This window comes from Paraburkholderia sp. WC7.3g (genome assembly GCF_050436345.1).
GTDB lineage: Bacteria > Pseudomonadota > Gammaproteobacteria > Burkholderiales > Burkholderiaceae > Paraburkholderia > Paraburkholderia podalyriae.
The window spans coordinates 1,818,028-1,831,832 of sequence record NZ_JBNDMA010000001.1 but is presented as its reverse complement, the minus strand read 5'-3'; the positions used below and the strand labels follow the sequence as shown (position 1 = coordinate 1,831,832).

15 protein-coding genes are annotated in these 13,805 nt (G+C 65.0%); 7 read left to right on the top strand and 8 right to left on the bottom strand.

Annotated features, from left to right (window positions below):
- Nucleotides 1–19: 19 nt before the first annotated feature.
- Nucleotides 20–430, bottom strand: coding sequence for a hypothetical protein (locus OKW43_RS08500; RefSeq protein ID WP_429446518.1), 411 nt, complete (start codon nucleotides 428–430; stop codon nucleotides 20–22).
- 128 nt (nucleotides 431–558) lie between these two features.
- Nucleotides 559–819 (bottom strand): hypothetical protein, encoded by a 261-nt coding sequence (locus OKW43_RS08495; protein ID WP_429446516.1) that lies wholly within the window; start codon nucleotides 817–819, stop codon nucleotides 559–561.
- A 197-nt stretch (nucleotides 820–1,016) separates the two neighbouring features.
- Between OKW43_RS08495 and phnC the strand changes: the two genes are divergently transcribed.
- From phnC to OKW43_RS08475, 4 genes are all read left to right on the top strand, one after another.
- Nucleotides 1,017–1,934, top strand: a complete 918-nt coding sequence (phnC, locus tag OKW43_RS08490) for a phosphonate ABC transporter ATP-binding protein (RefSeq protein WP_187635715.1) — start codon at nucleotides 1,017–1,019, stop codon at nucleotides 1,932–1,934.
- Between the two features lie 60 nt (nucleotides 1,935–1,994).
- Nucleotides 1,995–2,972: a phosphonate ABC transporter substrate-binding protein gene (gene phnD / locus OKW43_RS08485; protein ID WP_187635714.1), complete on the top strand. Its 978-nt coding sequence runs from the start codon at nucleotides 1,995–1,997 to the stop codon at nucleotides 2,970–2,972.
- The gene (phnE, locus tag OKW43_RS08480) at nucleotides 2,969–3,808 is read left to right on the top strand and encodes a phosphonate ABC transporter, permease protein PhnE (protein ID WP_187635713.1); all 840 of its coding nucleotides are present in this window, start codon (nucleotides 2,969–2,971) and stop codon (nucleotides 3,806–3,808) included. Before phnD ends, phnE begins: the two co-directional genes overlap by 4 nt.
- A gap of 155 nt (nucleotides 3,809–3,963) precedes the next feature.
- Nucleotides 3,964–4,800 carry a DMT family transporter gene (locus OKW43_RS08475; protein WP_187635712.1) on the top strand — a complete coding sequence of 279 codons (837 nt, stop codon included), beginning with the start codon at nucleotides 3,964–3,966 and terminating at the stop codon, nucleotides 4,798–4,800.
- A gap of 86 nt (nucleotides 4,801–4,886) precedes the next feature.
- Here the strand turns inward: OKW43_RS08475 and OKW43_RS08470 are convergent, their stop codons facing one another.
- Complete coding sequence (locus OKW43_RS08470; RefSeq protein WP_187635711.1) at nucleotides 4,887–5,231, bottom strand: DUF4148 domain-containing protein; 345 nt, start codon at nucleotides 5,229–5,231, stop codon at nucleotides 4,887–4,889.
- 255 nt (nucleotides 5,232–5,486) lie between these two features.
- Here OKW43_RS08470 and OKW43_RS08465 point away from each other — a divergent pair, with 255 nt between their 5' ends.
- Together OKW43_RS08465 and OKW43_RS08460 are read left to right on the top strand one after the other, a co-directional pair.
- On the top strand, nucleotides 5,487–6,023 hold the full coding sequence (locus tag OKW43_RS08465) for a thioesterase family protein (protein WP_187635710.1): 537 nt from the start codon (nucleotides 5,487–5,489) through the stop codon (nucleotides 6,021–6,023).
- Nucleotides 6,016–6,981, top strand: a complete 966-nt coding sequence (locus OKW43_RS08460; RefSeq protein WP_187635709.1) for an alpha/beta hydrolase — start codon at nucleotides 6,016–6,018, stop codon at nucleotides 6,979–6,981. Before OKW43_RS08465 ends, OKW43_RS08460 begins: the two co-directional genes overlap by 8 nt.
- A 41-nt stretch (nucleotides 6,982–7,022) precedes the next feature.
- On the opposite strand, the gene OKW43_RS08455 is transcribed toward OKW43_RS08460, so the two are convergent.
- Entirely contained in the window at nucleotides 7,023–7,985 is a 963-nt protein-coding gene (locus OKW43_RS08455) for a response regulator (protein WP_429446512.1), read from the bottom strand.
- A gap of 592 nt (nucleotides 7,986–8,577) precedes the next feature.
- Between OKW43_RS08455 and OKW43_RS08450 the strand changes: the two genes are divergently transcribed.
- Nucleotides 8,578–9,387, top strand: coding sequence for a hypothetical protein (locus OKW43_RS08450; RefSeq protein WP_187635707.1), 810 nt, complete (start codon nucleotides 8,578–8,580; stop codon nucleotides 9,385–9,387).
- A gap of 13 nt (nucleotides 9,388–9,400) precedes the next feature.
- Here OKW43_RS08450 and OKW43_RS08445 read toward each other — a convergent pair whose 3' ends face one another.
- Genes OKW43_RS08445 through OKW43_RS08430 form a run of 4 tightly spaced genes read right to left on the bottom strand, consistent with a single transcriptional unit; the run spans nucleotide 9,401 to nucleotide 13,798 of the window.
- Nucleotides 9,401–10,075, bottom strand: coding sequence for an HAD family hydrolase (locus OKW43_RS08445; RefSeq protein WP_187635706.1), 675 nt, complete (start codon nucleotides 10,073–10,075; stop codon nucleotides 9,401–9,403).
- Between the two features lie 60 nt (nucleotides 10,076–10,135).
- Complete coding sequence (locus OKW43_RS08440) at nucleotides 10,136–10,768, bottom strand: DUF2894 domain-containing protein (RefSeq protein ID WP_187635840.1); 633 nt, start codon at nucleotides 10,766–10,768, stop codon at nucleotides 10,136–10,138.
- A 22-nt stretch (nucleotides 10,769–10,790) separates the two neighbouring features.
- Nucleotides 10,791–11,444, bottom strand: coding sequence for an OmpA family protein (locus OKW43_RS08435; RefSeq protein WP_187635705.1), 654 nt, complete (start codon nucleotides 11,442–11,444; stop codon nucleotides 10,791–10,793).
- Nucleotides 11,441–13,798, bottom strand: coding sequence for a DUF802 domain-containing protein (locus tag OKW43_RS08430; protein WP_187635704.1), 2,358 nt, complete (start codon nucleotides 13,796–13,798; stop codon nucleotides 11,441–11,443). Before OKW43_RS08430 ends, OKW43_RS08435 begins: the two co-directional genes overlap by 4 nt.
- Between the last annotated feature and the right edge of the window lie 7 nt (nucleotides 13,799–13,805).

Below are 13,805 nucleotides of genomic sequence, written 5' to 3'. Positions count from 1 at the left end.
ACTTACCTGCTCTCCGCCCCTATGACCCGGCAACTTCGATAGAAACCTGCTTTGCGTTATCTGTCGAAAGACGCTGGGTGCGCCCCTGGGCATCCGTGACACCTTTCGCAAGAACCTTCGAACCGACGCGTATCCGGTAACGCACCCCCGCCTGTCGCTTGCCAGTGGAGTCTCTTATCTCGAACTGCTCATTGAACCGTTTGAAAGCGCGTCCGCGACAATCGCACGCCCATGCGTAACCCAGCGCTTCGGCCATCTCGTAACCGGTTGAATACGACTTCAGCCTATCGAACGGAAACCATTCGCCGGTTTCGGCGTTCAGCGCCATTGCGGACGGCATTGGCGGGAAGTTTGAGTAGATTGAATAGGTGATACGGCAAAGCTGGCATTCTTCGTTACCCACGACACCATCCTGTTTCTGTTGTCCCATTTGACCTCCTCTGATTTTCCAGAAAACACCGGACGAATTAATCATCTAAATGAAGTTACGGTCAACACTTTTAATTTGAGATTAAAGCGTTTTGACAAATATTTACAATGGTTCTCGGCAACGCATTTTCAGCGCATCTTTCCGGTATCGCGGCTCAACAAAAAAACGGCATTGAGCCGCCTTTGCCGACTGGGATCGACGCCGGTCAGTGCTTCGTTGAGGGAGCGTTCATGGGCCGTCAGTTTGTCGTTCGCGCCTTGCGCAGCGTCAGCGAGAAGCGCTGCCGCGTCCGTCCGTGTCAGCCGGCGGTTGGGAAGCCCCTTGGCGTCAAGCGCAAACCCGGTGAACAGTTCCTGATCGCTGCGAGTGGTCGCGTCGTACGTTTGCACGCTAATCCTGTCATGCGTATGTCACTGTCCGTTCGCATCACTGAGTTCGCGCTGACTCCCCACTGACTTTGTTTTGCCAAGTCGCAAACAGAGATGTAGTCGTCTAGACGTTGCGATGCCTTCACTCAACCGTCACAGTCACTTCCTAGAATGAGCCCACACCTGCCGGCAGTGACCGGATGCAAGAGGGAATACAGATGGAAGCGATCCGTGAAGCTATTCGAATCGAACGTTTGAGCAAGACGTTCGGTAACGGCCGCAAAGCGCTCGACGAAATCGATCTGCGCGTCGCGCCCGGTGAAATGGTCGCGCTGATCGGCGCGTCGGGCTCGGGAAAATCGACGTTGCTGCGGCATATCGCGGGCTTTATCGCGTCGGACGCGCAGCCGTCGCGAATCGAGATTCTCGGCCGGCCGATCCAGCAGAACGGCCGCATCGTGCGCGAGGTGCGCAGCATTCGCCGCGACATCGGCTTCGTGTTCCAGCAGTTCAATCTGGTGAACCGGCTGTCGGTCGAAACCAACGTGCTGATCGGCGCGCTCGCGCGCCTGCCGTGGTGGCGGCGTCTGAGCGGCCGGTTCCCGCACGCGGAACGCGCGCTGTCGCTGGCCGCGCTGCACGAGGTCGGTATCGGTGAACATGCGCGCGAGCGCGCCGCGAACCTGTCGGGCGGTCAGCAGCAACGCGCCGCGCTCGCACGGGCGCTCGTGCAGCGTGCGCAAATCGTGCTCGCCGACGAGCCGATCGCCTCGCTCGATCCCGAATCGTCGCGCCGCGTGATGGGCATGCTTCAGGCGCTGAACGTCGAGCACCGGATCACGGTGCTGGTGTCGCTGCACCAGGTCGACATCGCGATGCAGTACTGCCCGCGCACCGTCGCGCTACGTCGCGGCAAGGTGGTCTACGACGGTCCCTCCAATGCACTGACGTCGGCGCTGCTGAAAAAACTCTACGGCGACGATGCGCGCGAACTGCTCGACGACGCGACGCACGACGCCGACGAAACACCCGACGCGCCTGACGTCGCCGCTCTCGCCGCCGCGCCGGCGCGCACGGACCCAGGCCCCGCCGCCGCGCGCTACGCGTACGCGCTCAACGCCGCGCCGTCGAACTAAACCCGCCCGCGCTGTCGCGCGCTCCTGATTTCTTCCGTCCACCCAACCGGATCTCAACCGATGAAACTCTTGCGCTCCCTGATCACGCTCGCGGCCGGCGCTGCCGCTTTCGCCTGTGTCGCCGCGGCCCATGCCGAGGACATCAACCTCGGCATCATCTCGACCGATTCGTCGGCGGTGCTCAAGCAACGCTGGGAACCGCTGATCGACGACATGAAGAAACAGACCGGCCTGAACGTGAAGGCTTTCTTCGCGACCGATTACGCCGGCATCATCGAAGGCATGCGCTTCAACAAGGTGCAGGTCGGCTATTTCGGCAACGCGTCGGCGATCGAAGCCGTCGACCGTTCGGATGGCGAAGTGTTTGCGAAAGCGCAGCACGCGAACGGCGATAGCGGCTACTACTCGTTGCTGATCACCAATGTGAACAGCCGCTTCAAGACGCTCGACGACGTGTTCAGGAACACGAAGGACGTCACGCTCGGCTTTGGCGATCCGAACTCGACGTCGGGCACGCTGGTGCCGGGCTACTATCTGTTCGCGAAGCACAACGCGCCGGTCAATACGTCGTTCAAGAGCGTGCTGCCGTCGAGCCACGAAGCGAATCTGCTCGCGGTCGTCAACAACAAGATCGACATCGCAACCAACAACAGCATGATGATGCAAACGCTGAAGCGCGAGCACCCGGACAAGTTTGCGCAGGTGCGCGTGCTGTGGACCTCGCCGCTGATTCCGTCGGACCCGCTCGTCTGGCGCAAGGATCTGCCGCAAGCGACGAAGGACAAGCTGCGCAAGTTCTTCCTGAACTACGCGAAGACCGATCCGCACGAAAAAGCGGTGATGGCCGGCATCACCGAGTACATCGGCTTCGAGGCATCGTCGGATCAGCAGCTGCTGCCGATTCGCGAGATCGTGCTGTTCCAGCAGAAGCAGAAGATCGAGAGCGATACACATCTGTCCGATAGCGATCGCAAGACGCAGTTGGCCGCGCTCGACGCGAAGCTGAGCGCGCTCAGCAACGCACAATCGAAGCAATGAACACGGCCGATCCGATCGCGTCGCCGGCGCGCTCGAGCGAAGCGGCCGCCGCACAGGCGGCGCAAGCGAAAGACCGTGCCGGCAAGCGCGGCTGGTGGTCGCTGCTCGGCTGGATCGCGGTACTCGCCGTGCTCGGCGGCGCGTGGCACGGCGCCGACATGCGTCCGCTCGACCTGCTCAGCGACTCGGCCAACATGGGCCAGTTCGCGGCGGACTTCTTCCCGCCCGACTTCACCGAGTGGCGCAGCTACGCGCACGAAATGTACGTGACCTTGGCGGTCGCAATCTGGGGCACCGCGCTGTCGCTCGTCTGCGCGGTGCCGTTCGGCCTGATGTCCGCGCACAATCTCGCGCCGCGGTGGGTCGTGCAACCGGTGCGCCGCCTGATGGACGCGTGCCGCGCGATCAATGAAATGGTCTTCGCGATGCTGTTCATCGTCGCGGTCGGGCTCGGTCCGTTCGCCGGCGTGCTCGCGTTGTGGGTGCATACGACGGGCGTGCTCGCGAAGCTGTTCGCCGAAGCGGTTGAGGCGATCGATCCGCGCCCGGCCGAAGGCGTGCGCGCGACCGGCGCGACACGCCTCGATGAAATCGTCTATGCGGTGCTGCCGCAAGTGCTGCCGCTGTGGATCTCCTACGCGTTGTATCGCTTCGAATCGAACGTGCGCTCGGCGATGGTGGTCGGCATGGTCGGCGCGGGCGGGATCGGCGTGGTGCTGTACGAGGCGATCCGCTCGTTCAACTATGCGCAGACGGCCGCGGTGATGATCATGGTGATCGTCGTCGTAACGATGATCGATCTCGGCTCCGCATGGTTGCGTGAGCGGGTGATCTGAGGACGGCGCGCGCGCCCCACAACGCCGCTTTCCTCCACATAAAACCCCTTCGCTTTAGTCATCCTCTCCGCCATTCCGGCGTTCTGCTGGAATAATCACGGGCTTGCGACCGCCTTGCGGTCTTCCCCTGCCCTGTTCGTCCGATCCGGTTGTCGATGGAAACCTTTGTCGTCCTGCTGGTGCTGTTCTCCGCGCTGCTTCACGCGACCTGGAACGCGTTCTTGCATCTGTCCGAAGACCGGGTCTGGCTGCTCGGCATGATGGCGATGCCGTACCTCGTGGTCAGCGCGATCGGCGTGCTGGTGCTGCCGCTACCGGCGCCGGCCGCGTGGCCGTATATCGTCGCGTCGGCGGTGCTCGAATGGGGCTATCTGCTCGCGCTGATTCGCGCGTACAGAAGCGGCGATTTCAGCCAGATCTATCCGATCGCGCGCGGTCTTTCGCCGATGCTCGTGTTCGTCGGCGCGCTCGTGTTCGCAGCAGAGGTGCTTGAACCGCTCGCCGCGCTGGGCGTCGCGCTCGTGTCGTGCGGCATCGTCTCACTCGCCTTTCGACGCGGCATGCGCTTTTCCGGCGAGAGCGTGCCGTTCGCGTTGCTGACGGGTCTTTTCATCGCGACCTACTCGGTCGTCGACGGCGTCGGCGCGCGCGTCGCGGGCAATGGCCTTAGCTACATCATGTGGGTCTATCTGATCTGGAACATCCCGCAGTTCATGCTTGCGTGGCACTGGCGCGGCGGCGCAAAGGGGCTCTTCATCGGCCGCGCGCTGGTGGTGAAGGGCATCGCGTCGGGCGTGCTCGCGCTCGGCGCGTATTGCCTGATCATCGAGGCGTATCGCTATCTGCCGATCGCGATGGTCTCCGCGTTGCGCGAGTTGAGTTCGATCTTCGCGGTGTTGATCGGCTGGATCTTCATGGGCGAGAAGCTCACCACGCGACGCATCGTGGCGTGCGCACTGGTGACGCTGGGGGCGGTGCTGATACGGATTTGATGGCGCGCAGCGACGAGCGCTGAAGCATGCGGCGGCGACACGCTGTGCGGCATCATTTCGATCGGCATCGAATACGTGAGCAATAGTCAACGCGTGTAATTCACCACCGGCACAGAATACGAACTCGGCGCGGAATCGGTGTGACCACTGCGCTGCGACGATCCATTCGCGGGCATCCCGTAGCCGCTATTCCGCGCGACCTGGTTTCGCGCCGCGGCCTTTGCTTCGGCCGCCTGGATATTGGCCGGATAATCGCTCGCGTTCGCGTTGGACGGATCGTAACCGGCCTTTTCGAGCTGGCTCAGTTCGGCGCGCACCTGCGCGCGCGAGATCGGCTCATTGGCCTGATTCGACTGCGCAAACGCCACGAGCGGCGCGGCAATGACAGCGGCGATAACCCCTGCCTCGATCAGCGACCTGATGGACTTCATGATTTCCAATCTCCAGAGATAGCTTCATGCGATTGCCGCGAAGCCTCGTGTGAGCGTCGGCCATACGCAGCGGTTAGGGCAGTTTAGAAGTCGTTCAGGCCGCGTAGTAAGCCCTGAACCATGAATTCACTGTTCCTATAACGACCACAATTCGAGGCCCACCGGGTTCCGGCGCAGGCTCATCGCGATGCACTACACTGATAACCCCAAACGATGCGCCGCAGCCATCGCATTCGATCGAGGAGATTGACGCCCATGTCGCATCCCGTTGTTCTGCCGTCTTACCGCGACAGCGTGCGCGCCGAATGGGTCGATTACAACGGCCACTTGCGCGACGCGTTCTATATGCTGATCTTCAGTCTCGCGACCGACGCGCTGATCGATCTGATCGGCCTGCCCGATGCGGTGCGCAAAGAGCGGCATCGGTCGATCTACACGCTCGAAGCGCATCTCAACTATCTGCATGAAATCAAACAGGGCACGCAGGTGCGTGTCGACATGCGCGTGCTCGGCTACGACGCGAAACGTATTCATGTGTACCTCGAAATGTTTTCGCTGGACACGACGCAAAACCAACGCACCGGCCCCGTCGCCGCGGGCGAGCAGATGCTGCTACACGTCGATACCAGCGGACCGCGCGGCGTCGCTTTCGATCCGGACGTCAATGCGCGCGTGCACGAACTCGCGCAAGCCCATGCGGCATGGCCGCCGGCGCGTTTCGCGGGACGTGTGATCGCTTTGCCGCGCACAGCGCAACTGGAAACACGACCCGAACGAAGTGGCCATGCTTGAGCCGGAAATCGCCGCTTTTATCGAACGAGCCAGTGCGCTCTATCCGTCGCATCACGCGGCGGCGACGCCGCGCGATCAGCGCGAGCTATACGACCGCTACGCCGCAATGCTGACACCGCCGCTGCCCAGCGACCTCGTCGCCCAGGACGCGAGCTTTCGCACCGGCGCGGGCCACCCGGTCCCGCTGCGGCTCTACCGGCATCCAGTGAAGGCACGCGAAAATGGCACGATCCGCGGCACGGTGCTGTATTTTCATGGCGGCGGCTTCGTGCTCGGCTCGCTGAACAGTCATCAGATGGTGACCGCGCGTCTCGCCGCCGACACTGGCCTCGACGTGATCGCGGTCGACTACCGGCTCGCGCCTGAGCATCGCGCGCCGGCCGCGCACGAGGACTGTCTCGAGATCACACGGGCCGCATTGAACCACCGCCTGCCGTTCGACCTGCCCGAGCACGCTGCATTGCAACTCGCGGGCGATAGCGCCGGCGGCACCCTGGCGGCAAGCGTCGCGCTGCGCTTGCGCGACGATGGCGAGAGCGCGGTGCGCGGCATCGTGCTCGTCTATCCGATGCTCGGCACCGAGCCGCAGTTGCCCGCGCGCGACACCGAGTCCGATGCGCCGATGCTGACGCTCGCGGACGTGCATAAGTTTCGCGACGCTTACTGGGGAAAAGGTGAAGAAGGCAACCCAACGCCTGGCCCCGCGTGGACGATCCCGCTCGCCGCAACCCGCTTCGACGGGCTGCCGCCGATGCTTGCCATCGGCGCCGAGCACGACCCGCTACGCGACGACGCGCGCGCGTTCGTCGAACAGATTCGCGCGGCCGGTGGAGACGCCCGGCTACTGATCGGCACGGGGCTCGTGCATGGATGCTGGCGCGCGCTTGAAACGAGCCCCGGCGTGCAGGCCATGCACCGGGCTGTATGCGAGTTTCTCCGCGAACACGCACGCCATTAGCGCGGCGACACGAACCGCCGCGCCCGGTCCGTTATCGCCGCTCAGCGATTACGGTCGACGCGCCAGTGCGCAAACGTGACGAGATCGAGACCGACCTCGACCGGCTCGATGCGGGTCCAGCCGAAGAACGCGTCGTCCCAGCCGGGGATGCTTTGCGGCGTCAGCGACTGGAACTTCATGCCGGAGCGATACGCGAGGTCCGGCCAGAACAGCGGCATCACCTCGCGCGTGGCGAGCTGGCGCAGCAGGTCGGACGGGCCAGCCTCGTCGGCGACGATTTCGCCCTGCGAGATCCAGTCGTTCTCGGCCCACGCGACGAACACGCTCGGATTGCCCGCGGCGTCGAACATCAGGATCACGTTCTGCTCGGGCCGCCAGTAATACTCGACGATGCCCTGTGCAGCCACCACTTCGTCAATCACCTTGCGCGTGCGCGGATCGCAGTAGGTCATGCCGTTTTCGCCGAGCGCGAGCCAGCCCGACTCCGCGCAATGGCGAATCTTCGCGTCCTTCAGGAAATGTGTGAGGCGATTGGCCGAATCCGGGTCGGTCTTGCGCAAGTACAGATCGACGATGCCGGCGTTGAACGCCTTCACCGCGACGGTTTCGTCGGCGACGCCGGTGAGCAACACCTTCGCGCAACGCAGATGCGAGATCGACGACAGGAATTCGACGCCACCGATGCCCGGCATGTCGTAGTCGACGACGACCGCCGCCACTTCCTCGAAGCGCGACGGCCGCGCGACGATGTCGCGCTCCGCCGACGTCTCGACGAAGCGCTCGACGCCCGGCTCGCTCAGACACGCCGAGGCCGCCGCGAACTCGAGCGAATTCTCGCGGGCATGCTGGCGGATATAGTTGAGCGCTGCTTGCGGACGCGTGAAAAACAGGTTCGTGTAGGTGCCCGGAAAGAACCGGCGCAGCGCGTCGAGGTAGCTGTCGTTGTCGTCGACGAAAACCACGGTGGACGGATAAAAAACGGGAGGTCGAATAAAGTTGTTCATATCTTCACGTGTTTCCCACGCCGCCGCTGCGAACGCCCCGGACCGACCAGTCGGTCTTGGCGTCTCGCAACGCGACTGCCCAAGGAATGCCGGGCGAGGTCCCGCCCGCGGTCCGCATGATCAATGGGTTCTTGTCGCTACTTCCGGTCACCGCCCGCCGTCGACGCTATCGACGCTGCTCGCGCGTCTCGTTGGCGCCGTTTGGCGGGCCGCCGGCATGTGCGTTGTGAGCCAGTCGCTGCAAGTCACTTATTCACGCCGGATAATCGAACCGTGGCTGCCGGTCGTCCGCAATGGTCGTATAGTACAGGCTCCGCGCATTGGCGGCACCACTTAAATCGCATTGCCGCAGGCACCCGTCGCGTGAATGCGGCGAACATCATTGAGTCAAAAAGAGAATCGCGGCGCCTGGAAAAACGTCGTTTTCCATCGTGAAGGCGAGTCGCGATAACCGCAGGCGTATGCTGTCATGGTGCCAGGTTCATTCGGACATCACCCATCGCGAAGCGTCGCGCAATGCCGGCGAGAAGCGTCGATGGGAGACGTCGTTTATCATCAGGCAATCGCAGTTGCTATTGGTAGTTGCTTAGATATGACGAATACCGGCAAGATGATGATAGTCGGGCTGCTCGTGGTCGATGCGGGCGTCGCCGGTTATCTGCTTTACCCCAGGGACGATCAGGCGCCGGCCGTGACCGGCGCGGTGACCCGCAGCGTCACCGGCGCGGTCGAATCGCAACCGCAGACCGGCACGTCGCGTGCCGCTGGCGCCAGTGTGATGCCGGCGCAACCGGTCAGCCCACCCGCGCCGCGCTCGGACATCGCGAACAACGCTGTGATCGCGCCGCAATCGGCGCTTCCGCAGACGGAGTCGGCCGCTCCGGCGCCCGTGCCCGCTCAGGCGCCCGCTCAGGCAGCCACTCAGGCACCCGCTCCCGCGCCGAGCGTCACGCCCGATTCGACCCAGACCTCCAGCGGCCGCATCGATAACGCGGCGCCGTCGGCGGTCAATCCGGCCACAGCCGCGCGTGCGCGCTCGAAACCGCAGTCGTACGCAGAGCAAAAAGCCCAACCGAGGCCGCAGTACGGACCGCGCCTCGACCAGACCCAGGCCCGCCGGCGCGACGACACGCACCCGAATGGCGCCAACCCCGTCGCCGCAATGCTGACGGACCAACTGGTCAAGGAATCGGCAAAACCGGACCCGTCGCTGCCGATGCCTTCGGGCATCACCGTGCCGATGTCATCGGGAAATGACACTGGCGCCGGCGCTGGGCCCAGGCCTGGCACCGGACGCGGCACGAATCCGGTCGGGTCCGCGATGACCGATGAACTCGTCCGTGAATCGTCGAAAGTGACGCCGACGCAGCCCGCGGCGGAGCCGCCGATAATCAAGCACTGATCGGCGCCCTGCTTCACGGCCGCGACGCCACTTCGTCGAGATGCCCGAGCAGATCGGCCGGATCGTCGTAGACACGCAACGCTCCCGCGCGCTCCAGTTCCTCGGTGCCATAGCCACCCGACAGCAGGCCGACGCCGAGCGCGCGGCAGCGGCGCGCGGCGAGCATGTCCCAGATGCTGTCGCCCACCACGACCGTGTGCTCGATCGGCACGCCGAGCCGCGCGGCCGCGGCGAGGAAGAGGTCGGGATCGGGCTTCGCATATTTGACGTCGTCGCGCGTGACGACAACCGACTTCGCCGGATCGACGCCGAGCGCCGCCAGATTCAGCGCGGCGGTTTCCATCCGCCCGCTCGTCGCGACGGCCCACGGCGTACCGGCCTGCGTCAGCGCGCCGAGCAGTTCGCGCGCGCCCGGCAGCGGACACACCTGCGCGCGCATGCGCTGATAGGCGGCCGCATGCGCGTGCCGCAGTCGTTCGGCGCGTTCGACGCTGATCTCGCCGTGGGTCTCACGCAGCAACTGGTCGGTGAACAGCCCACCGCTCATGCCGATCTTGCGATGGATTCGCCAGACGGACAGCGCAATCCCCTCGCTGTCGAGCGCCTCTTTCCATGCCAGCACGTGCTGATAGACGCTGTCGACGAGCGTGCCGTCGAGATCGAAAAGAAAGGATGTCTGAATACGCATGCCGGCCTCCAGTGATGATGGGTTCAGTCACTATGCCATGGGTCGATGAATCATCGCGGGTTAGCGGGCCTTCCTGCGAGCGCCCTTGCCTGCCGTCGCCGCGCGCGGCGCCTCCTTGTCGAGCGGCGCGCCGCCGTTCATCTGCTCGAGCCACGACAGCGTATCGACATACGACAGAAACTGCTTCAGATACCCCGGTGACAGCTCGCGCATCAACGACAACGCGCGATGCACGAGGCTGCTCGAATTGAGCGGCCCCGCGTTGCCGGGCACCTGCGCGAGCGACTGGCGCAGCTGCTTTTCGCTGCGGACTTTCGACCAGACTTCGCGGAAGTAGTCGACCCCGGGAAGTTCGGGATAGGTCGCGGCGTGCGGTGCATCCGCGAGCGCGTGGTGGCGGCCGAGGTGTTCGATCAGCGCCGCGAGCGTGGCGTCGTCGGCTTCGTTGGCTTCACCGGAGGTGGCTTGCGACGCGCTCTCGTCCGCAGCCGCACGCTCGACCTCGGCCGCATATTCGGCCAGCAGTTCTGACAATCGTTGCTCGAGCGCTCGCCGCGACTCGCCGCTGTGCCGCGTCGCGCGCTGTGCAAACGCGTCGAGCAGATGAAAGCGCAGCGGATCGAGCCGATCCGCGCCGTTCGCGCGCCATGCATCGAGCGTCGCGCGAGTCGCGTGGATCGCGTCGTCGGTGATCACGCTGCCGTCGAGCGCGTCATCAGGCACCGGACTTCTCCGCTACCGCCGCGCTCGACGGCCGCGGCACCGGCGCGATTTCGACGCGGCGGTTTTTCGCGCGACCCGGTTCGTCGGCATTCGAACTGACCGGCTGCCCGGAGCCGAACGCCGCCGCGAACACCGACGACGCTGGCACGCCCTCGTCGATCAGCGTGCGCGTGACCGTCAATGCGCGTTGCGCCGACAGCTCCCAGTTATCGGCGAAGCGTCGGTTGCCTTCGCGCAGGCGTTGATCGTCGGTGAAGCCGCTGACCATCAGGATCTGGTCGCTCGCGCGCAGATACGCGGACAGCGGCCCGGCGAGACTCTTCAGCAGCGCGCGGCCGTCGGGCTGCAGCTGCGCGGAATTCAGCGCGAACAGCACATTGCCGCTAATGCCGATGCGGCCATTGACGAGCGTCACGCGCCCCGCCGCGAGCGGTCCTGCGAGCGCCTGTTCGAGCGTCTTGCGGCGCTGCGTTTCGGCCTGGCGCTGCTTGACCTCCTGTTCGAGCTTGCTCGACAGTTCGAGCTGCACGCCGATCACGCTCACCAGAATCAGCACGAAAGCGCCGAGCAGCACCGACATCAGATCGCCGAACGCGGCCCAGATCGGCGCAGCCGTTTCCACACCGCCGTCGATGTCCTCGCTCATACCGCGTCGGCTCCGGCGGTCGCGCGCTGCGCGGCCAGCAACTGCAGATTTTCGACGATCTGCTTCTGCGACATCACGCTGAGGTCAACCACGTCACGCGCCTGCGCGACGTAGTAGGCGAGCTGTTCGTCGCTGCGCGCAAGCGATTTATCGAGCGCCGCTTCGATGCGTTCGAGATGCGCGACGAGCTTGTCGTTCGCTTCGCCGAACATGCCAACGGCCGCGCCGAACGCTTCGCCGAGGCTCGCGATCTCGACCGCGCTGCCGGTGACCTGCGCGGCGACCGTGCCGAGCTTGCCGGTCTCATGCTCGAGGTGCTCGGTGAAGCGATTGCCGACGCGTTCGAGCAGATCCGCCGACGTCCAGACCAGCGCATCGACAGCCGTGCGCTGTTCGGTCGACGCATGATTGACCGCGTCGAGCAGCGTCTCCAGCGTGGAGAGCAGACGGCTGCGCTCCTCCAGCATCGCGGTGTCGCGGACCATGCTATCGGAGAGCTTTTGGCGCAGCTCCGCGACGACTTCGGCAGCGGCCTTCGGCGCTTCCGACGCCGCCAGCACGAGGCGCTCGATCTCGGCGATCGTCGCACTGGCATGCGTTTGCGTCTGCGCGGAGATATCGCACGCGGTTTGCGCCAGCGCGTCGCAGATTTGCTGCTGTCGGGTCGCGGTTTGCGAGCCTGTTTGCTGCCATTGTTCGCTGAGCTTCGCGGTCATCGCACCGAGCGCGTCGGTCCACGCGGCGAAGCGCTGTTCGTCGCGCGCGGCGAGTTCGGCTTGCAGATTTGCCGCCGCCTTCGGTGCTTCAGCCGCTGCATGCACCAGTCGATCGATTTCGGCGATCGTCGCGCTGGCATGCGTGTGCGTCTGCTCAGAAATATCGCGTGCGGTTTGCGCCAGCGCGTCGCAGATTTGCTGCTGATGGCCGGCGGCTCGCGCACCCGTCTGCTGCCATTGTTCGCTCAGCTTCGCGCCTATCGCGTCGAGCGCCTCGGCCCATGCGGCCAAACGCTGCTCATCGCGCGCGGTCAGTTCCGTCTGCAAGTTCGCATGCGAGCTACCGACCGCGCTCAGCAACGCCGCGGCATGCTGCTCTAACGTCGCGGCGGCGCGCGCCAACGCCTGTTCGTTGTTGGCGGCGAGCTTGTCGCCCGCGCTTTGCTGCTGTGCCAACGCGTCGCCCCAGGCCTGCGACATGCCGCTCGCGGTCGCCTGGAGCCGCGCGGACACGGCGTCGAGCAACGCGGCCGAGCGCTGTTCGAACGCTTCGGCGACGCGTTCGACCGAAGCGCGCTGCTGCGCGGCCAACTCGTCGCTCGCGTGCCGATGTCCGGCGAGCGCGTGGCTGCAAATCTCGGCGACGTTCGCACTGGTCGCCGCGAAGCCGCTCGACATGCCGTCGAGCTGGCGCTGCACGGCTTGCGTCACCGCGTCGTGCAACGCGGCGGCTTCGCGCGAGAGGCCGGCCATCGTTGCTTCGACGACCGGCTGTAGAGCGTTGCCCGCGGCCTGCGCGCTGCCGGCCACGCTGTCCTTCAGCGACTGCTCGATTACACCGGCCAGGCGCAGATAAGCGGCTTCGGTGCGGCCGTAAAACGCGTCGAGGCTCGCGATCTGCCGCTGGTTCGACACGGCGCTCTGCTGTTCGAGCGCGCTCATCATCGTCTGCAGACGTTCGACCAGCAGCGGCGTCGCTTCGGCCTGCCGCTGCAGCAGCCGGAGGCTTTCCTCGCGCTGATGGCTCTGCGAATAGACGCGCAACGTCGTCGCGATCTTCACGTCGAGCTGTTGCGCCGCTTCGAGTCGCTCGCGGCGGCACAGCGCGGACAGCAACCCGAGCATCGCCGACGTCGCGACACCCGCGATCGACGTACCGAATGCGAATCCCAGCCCCTTGACCGGCGCGGCCAGCGACGCGCGGATCGCTTGCAGATCGCTCGCGCTTTCCAACGCAAGGCCGGTGCCGCGCAGCGTCATCACCATGCCGAGCAGCGTGCCGAGCATGCCGAGCAGCACCAGCAGGCCGACCAGATACGGCGCCAGCGCGGGGCCTGGCAACGCGACGCGCTCGCCTTCGACGCGCAGCCGCACGCTATTGCGCAGGCTCGGATGCACGGGTTCGAGAAACGCGGCGAGGCTTGGCGGCGGTCCGGACAGCGCGGCGAGCGCGCCTGTCAGCGTGGCGCTCGCCTGGCTATAGCGGCGCAATTCGAGCGCGCCCAGCACGTAGAAGACGCCGATCAGCAGCGTGACGGCGAACGCGAGCGGGTTGGACACGGCGTAACCGACGGCGATCCAGCACGCCGCGGCGAGCCCCGCGAGAAATACGACGAGATCGATACGATATCTGGACATGGGGTCC

What these genes read in the sequence shown, in the direction of transcription:
- OKW43_RS08475 (WP_187635712.1), top strand. Translation starts at nt 3,964, where the DNA reads ATGGAAACCTTTGTCGTCCTGCTGGTGCTGTTCTCCGCGCTGCTTCAC.
- OKW43_RS08455 (WP_429446512.1), bottom strand. Translation starts at nt 7,985, where the DNA reads ATGAACAACTTTATTCGACCTCCCGTTTTTTATCCGTCCACCGTGGTT.
- OKW43_RS08465 (WP_187635710.1), top strand. Translation starts at nt 5,487, where the DNA reads ATGTCGCATCCCGTTGTTCTGCCGTCTTACCGCGACAGCGTGCGCGCC.
- OKW43_RS08500 (WP_429446518.1), bottom strand. Translation starts at nt 430, where the DNA reads ATGGGACAACAGAAACAGGATGGTGTCGTGGGTAACGAAGAATGCCAG.
- phnE (WP_187635713.1), top strand. Translation starts at nt 2,969, where the DNA reads ATGAACACGGCCGATCCGATCGCGTCGCCGGCGCGCTCGAGCGAAGCG.
- OKW43_RS08435 (WP_187635705.1), bottom strand. Translation starts at nt 11,444, where the DNA reads ATGAGCGAGGACATCGACGGCGGTGTGGAAACGGCTGCGCCGATCTGG.
- OKW43_RS08470 (WP_187635711.1), bottom strand. Translation starts at nt 5,231, where the DNA reads ATGAAGTCCATCAGGTCGCTGATCGAGGCAGGGGTTATCGCCGCTGTC.
- phnC (WP_187635715.1), top strand. Translation starts at nt 1,017, where the DNA reads ATGGAAGCGATCCGTGAAGCTATTCGAATCGAACGTTTGAGCAAGACG.
- phnD (WP_187635714.1), top strand. Translation starts at nt 1,995, where the DNA reads ATGAAACTCTTGCGCTCCCTGATCACGCTCGCGGCCGGCGCTGCCGCT.
- OKW43_RS08430 (WP_187635704.1), bottom strand. Translation starts at nt 13,798, where the DNA reads ATGTCCAGATATCGTATCGATCTCGTCGTATTTCTCGCGGGGCTCGCC.
- OKW43_RS08445 (WP_187635706.1), bottom strand. Translation starts at nt 10,075, where the DNA reads ATGCGTATTCAGACATCCTTTCTTTTCGATCTCGACGGCACGCTCGTC.
- OKW43_RS08450 (WP_187635707.1), top strand. Translation starts at nt 8,578, where the DNA reads ATGACGAATACCGGCAAGATGATGATAGTCGGGCTGCTCGTGGTCGAT.
- OKW43_RS08460 (WP_187635709.1), top strand. Translation starts at nt 6,016, where the DNA reads ATGCTTGAGCCGGAAATCGCCGCTTTTATCGAACGAGCCAGTGCGCTC.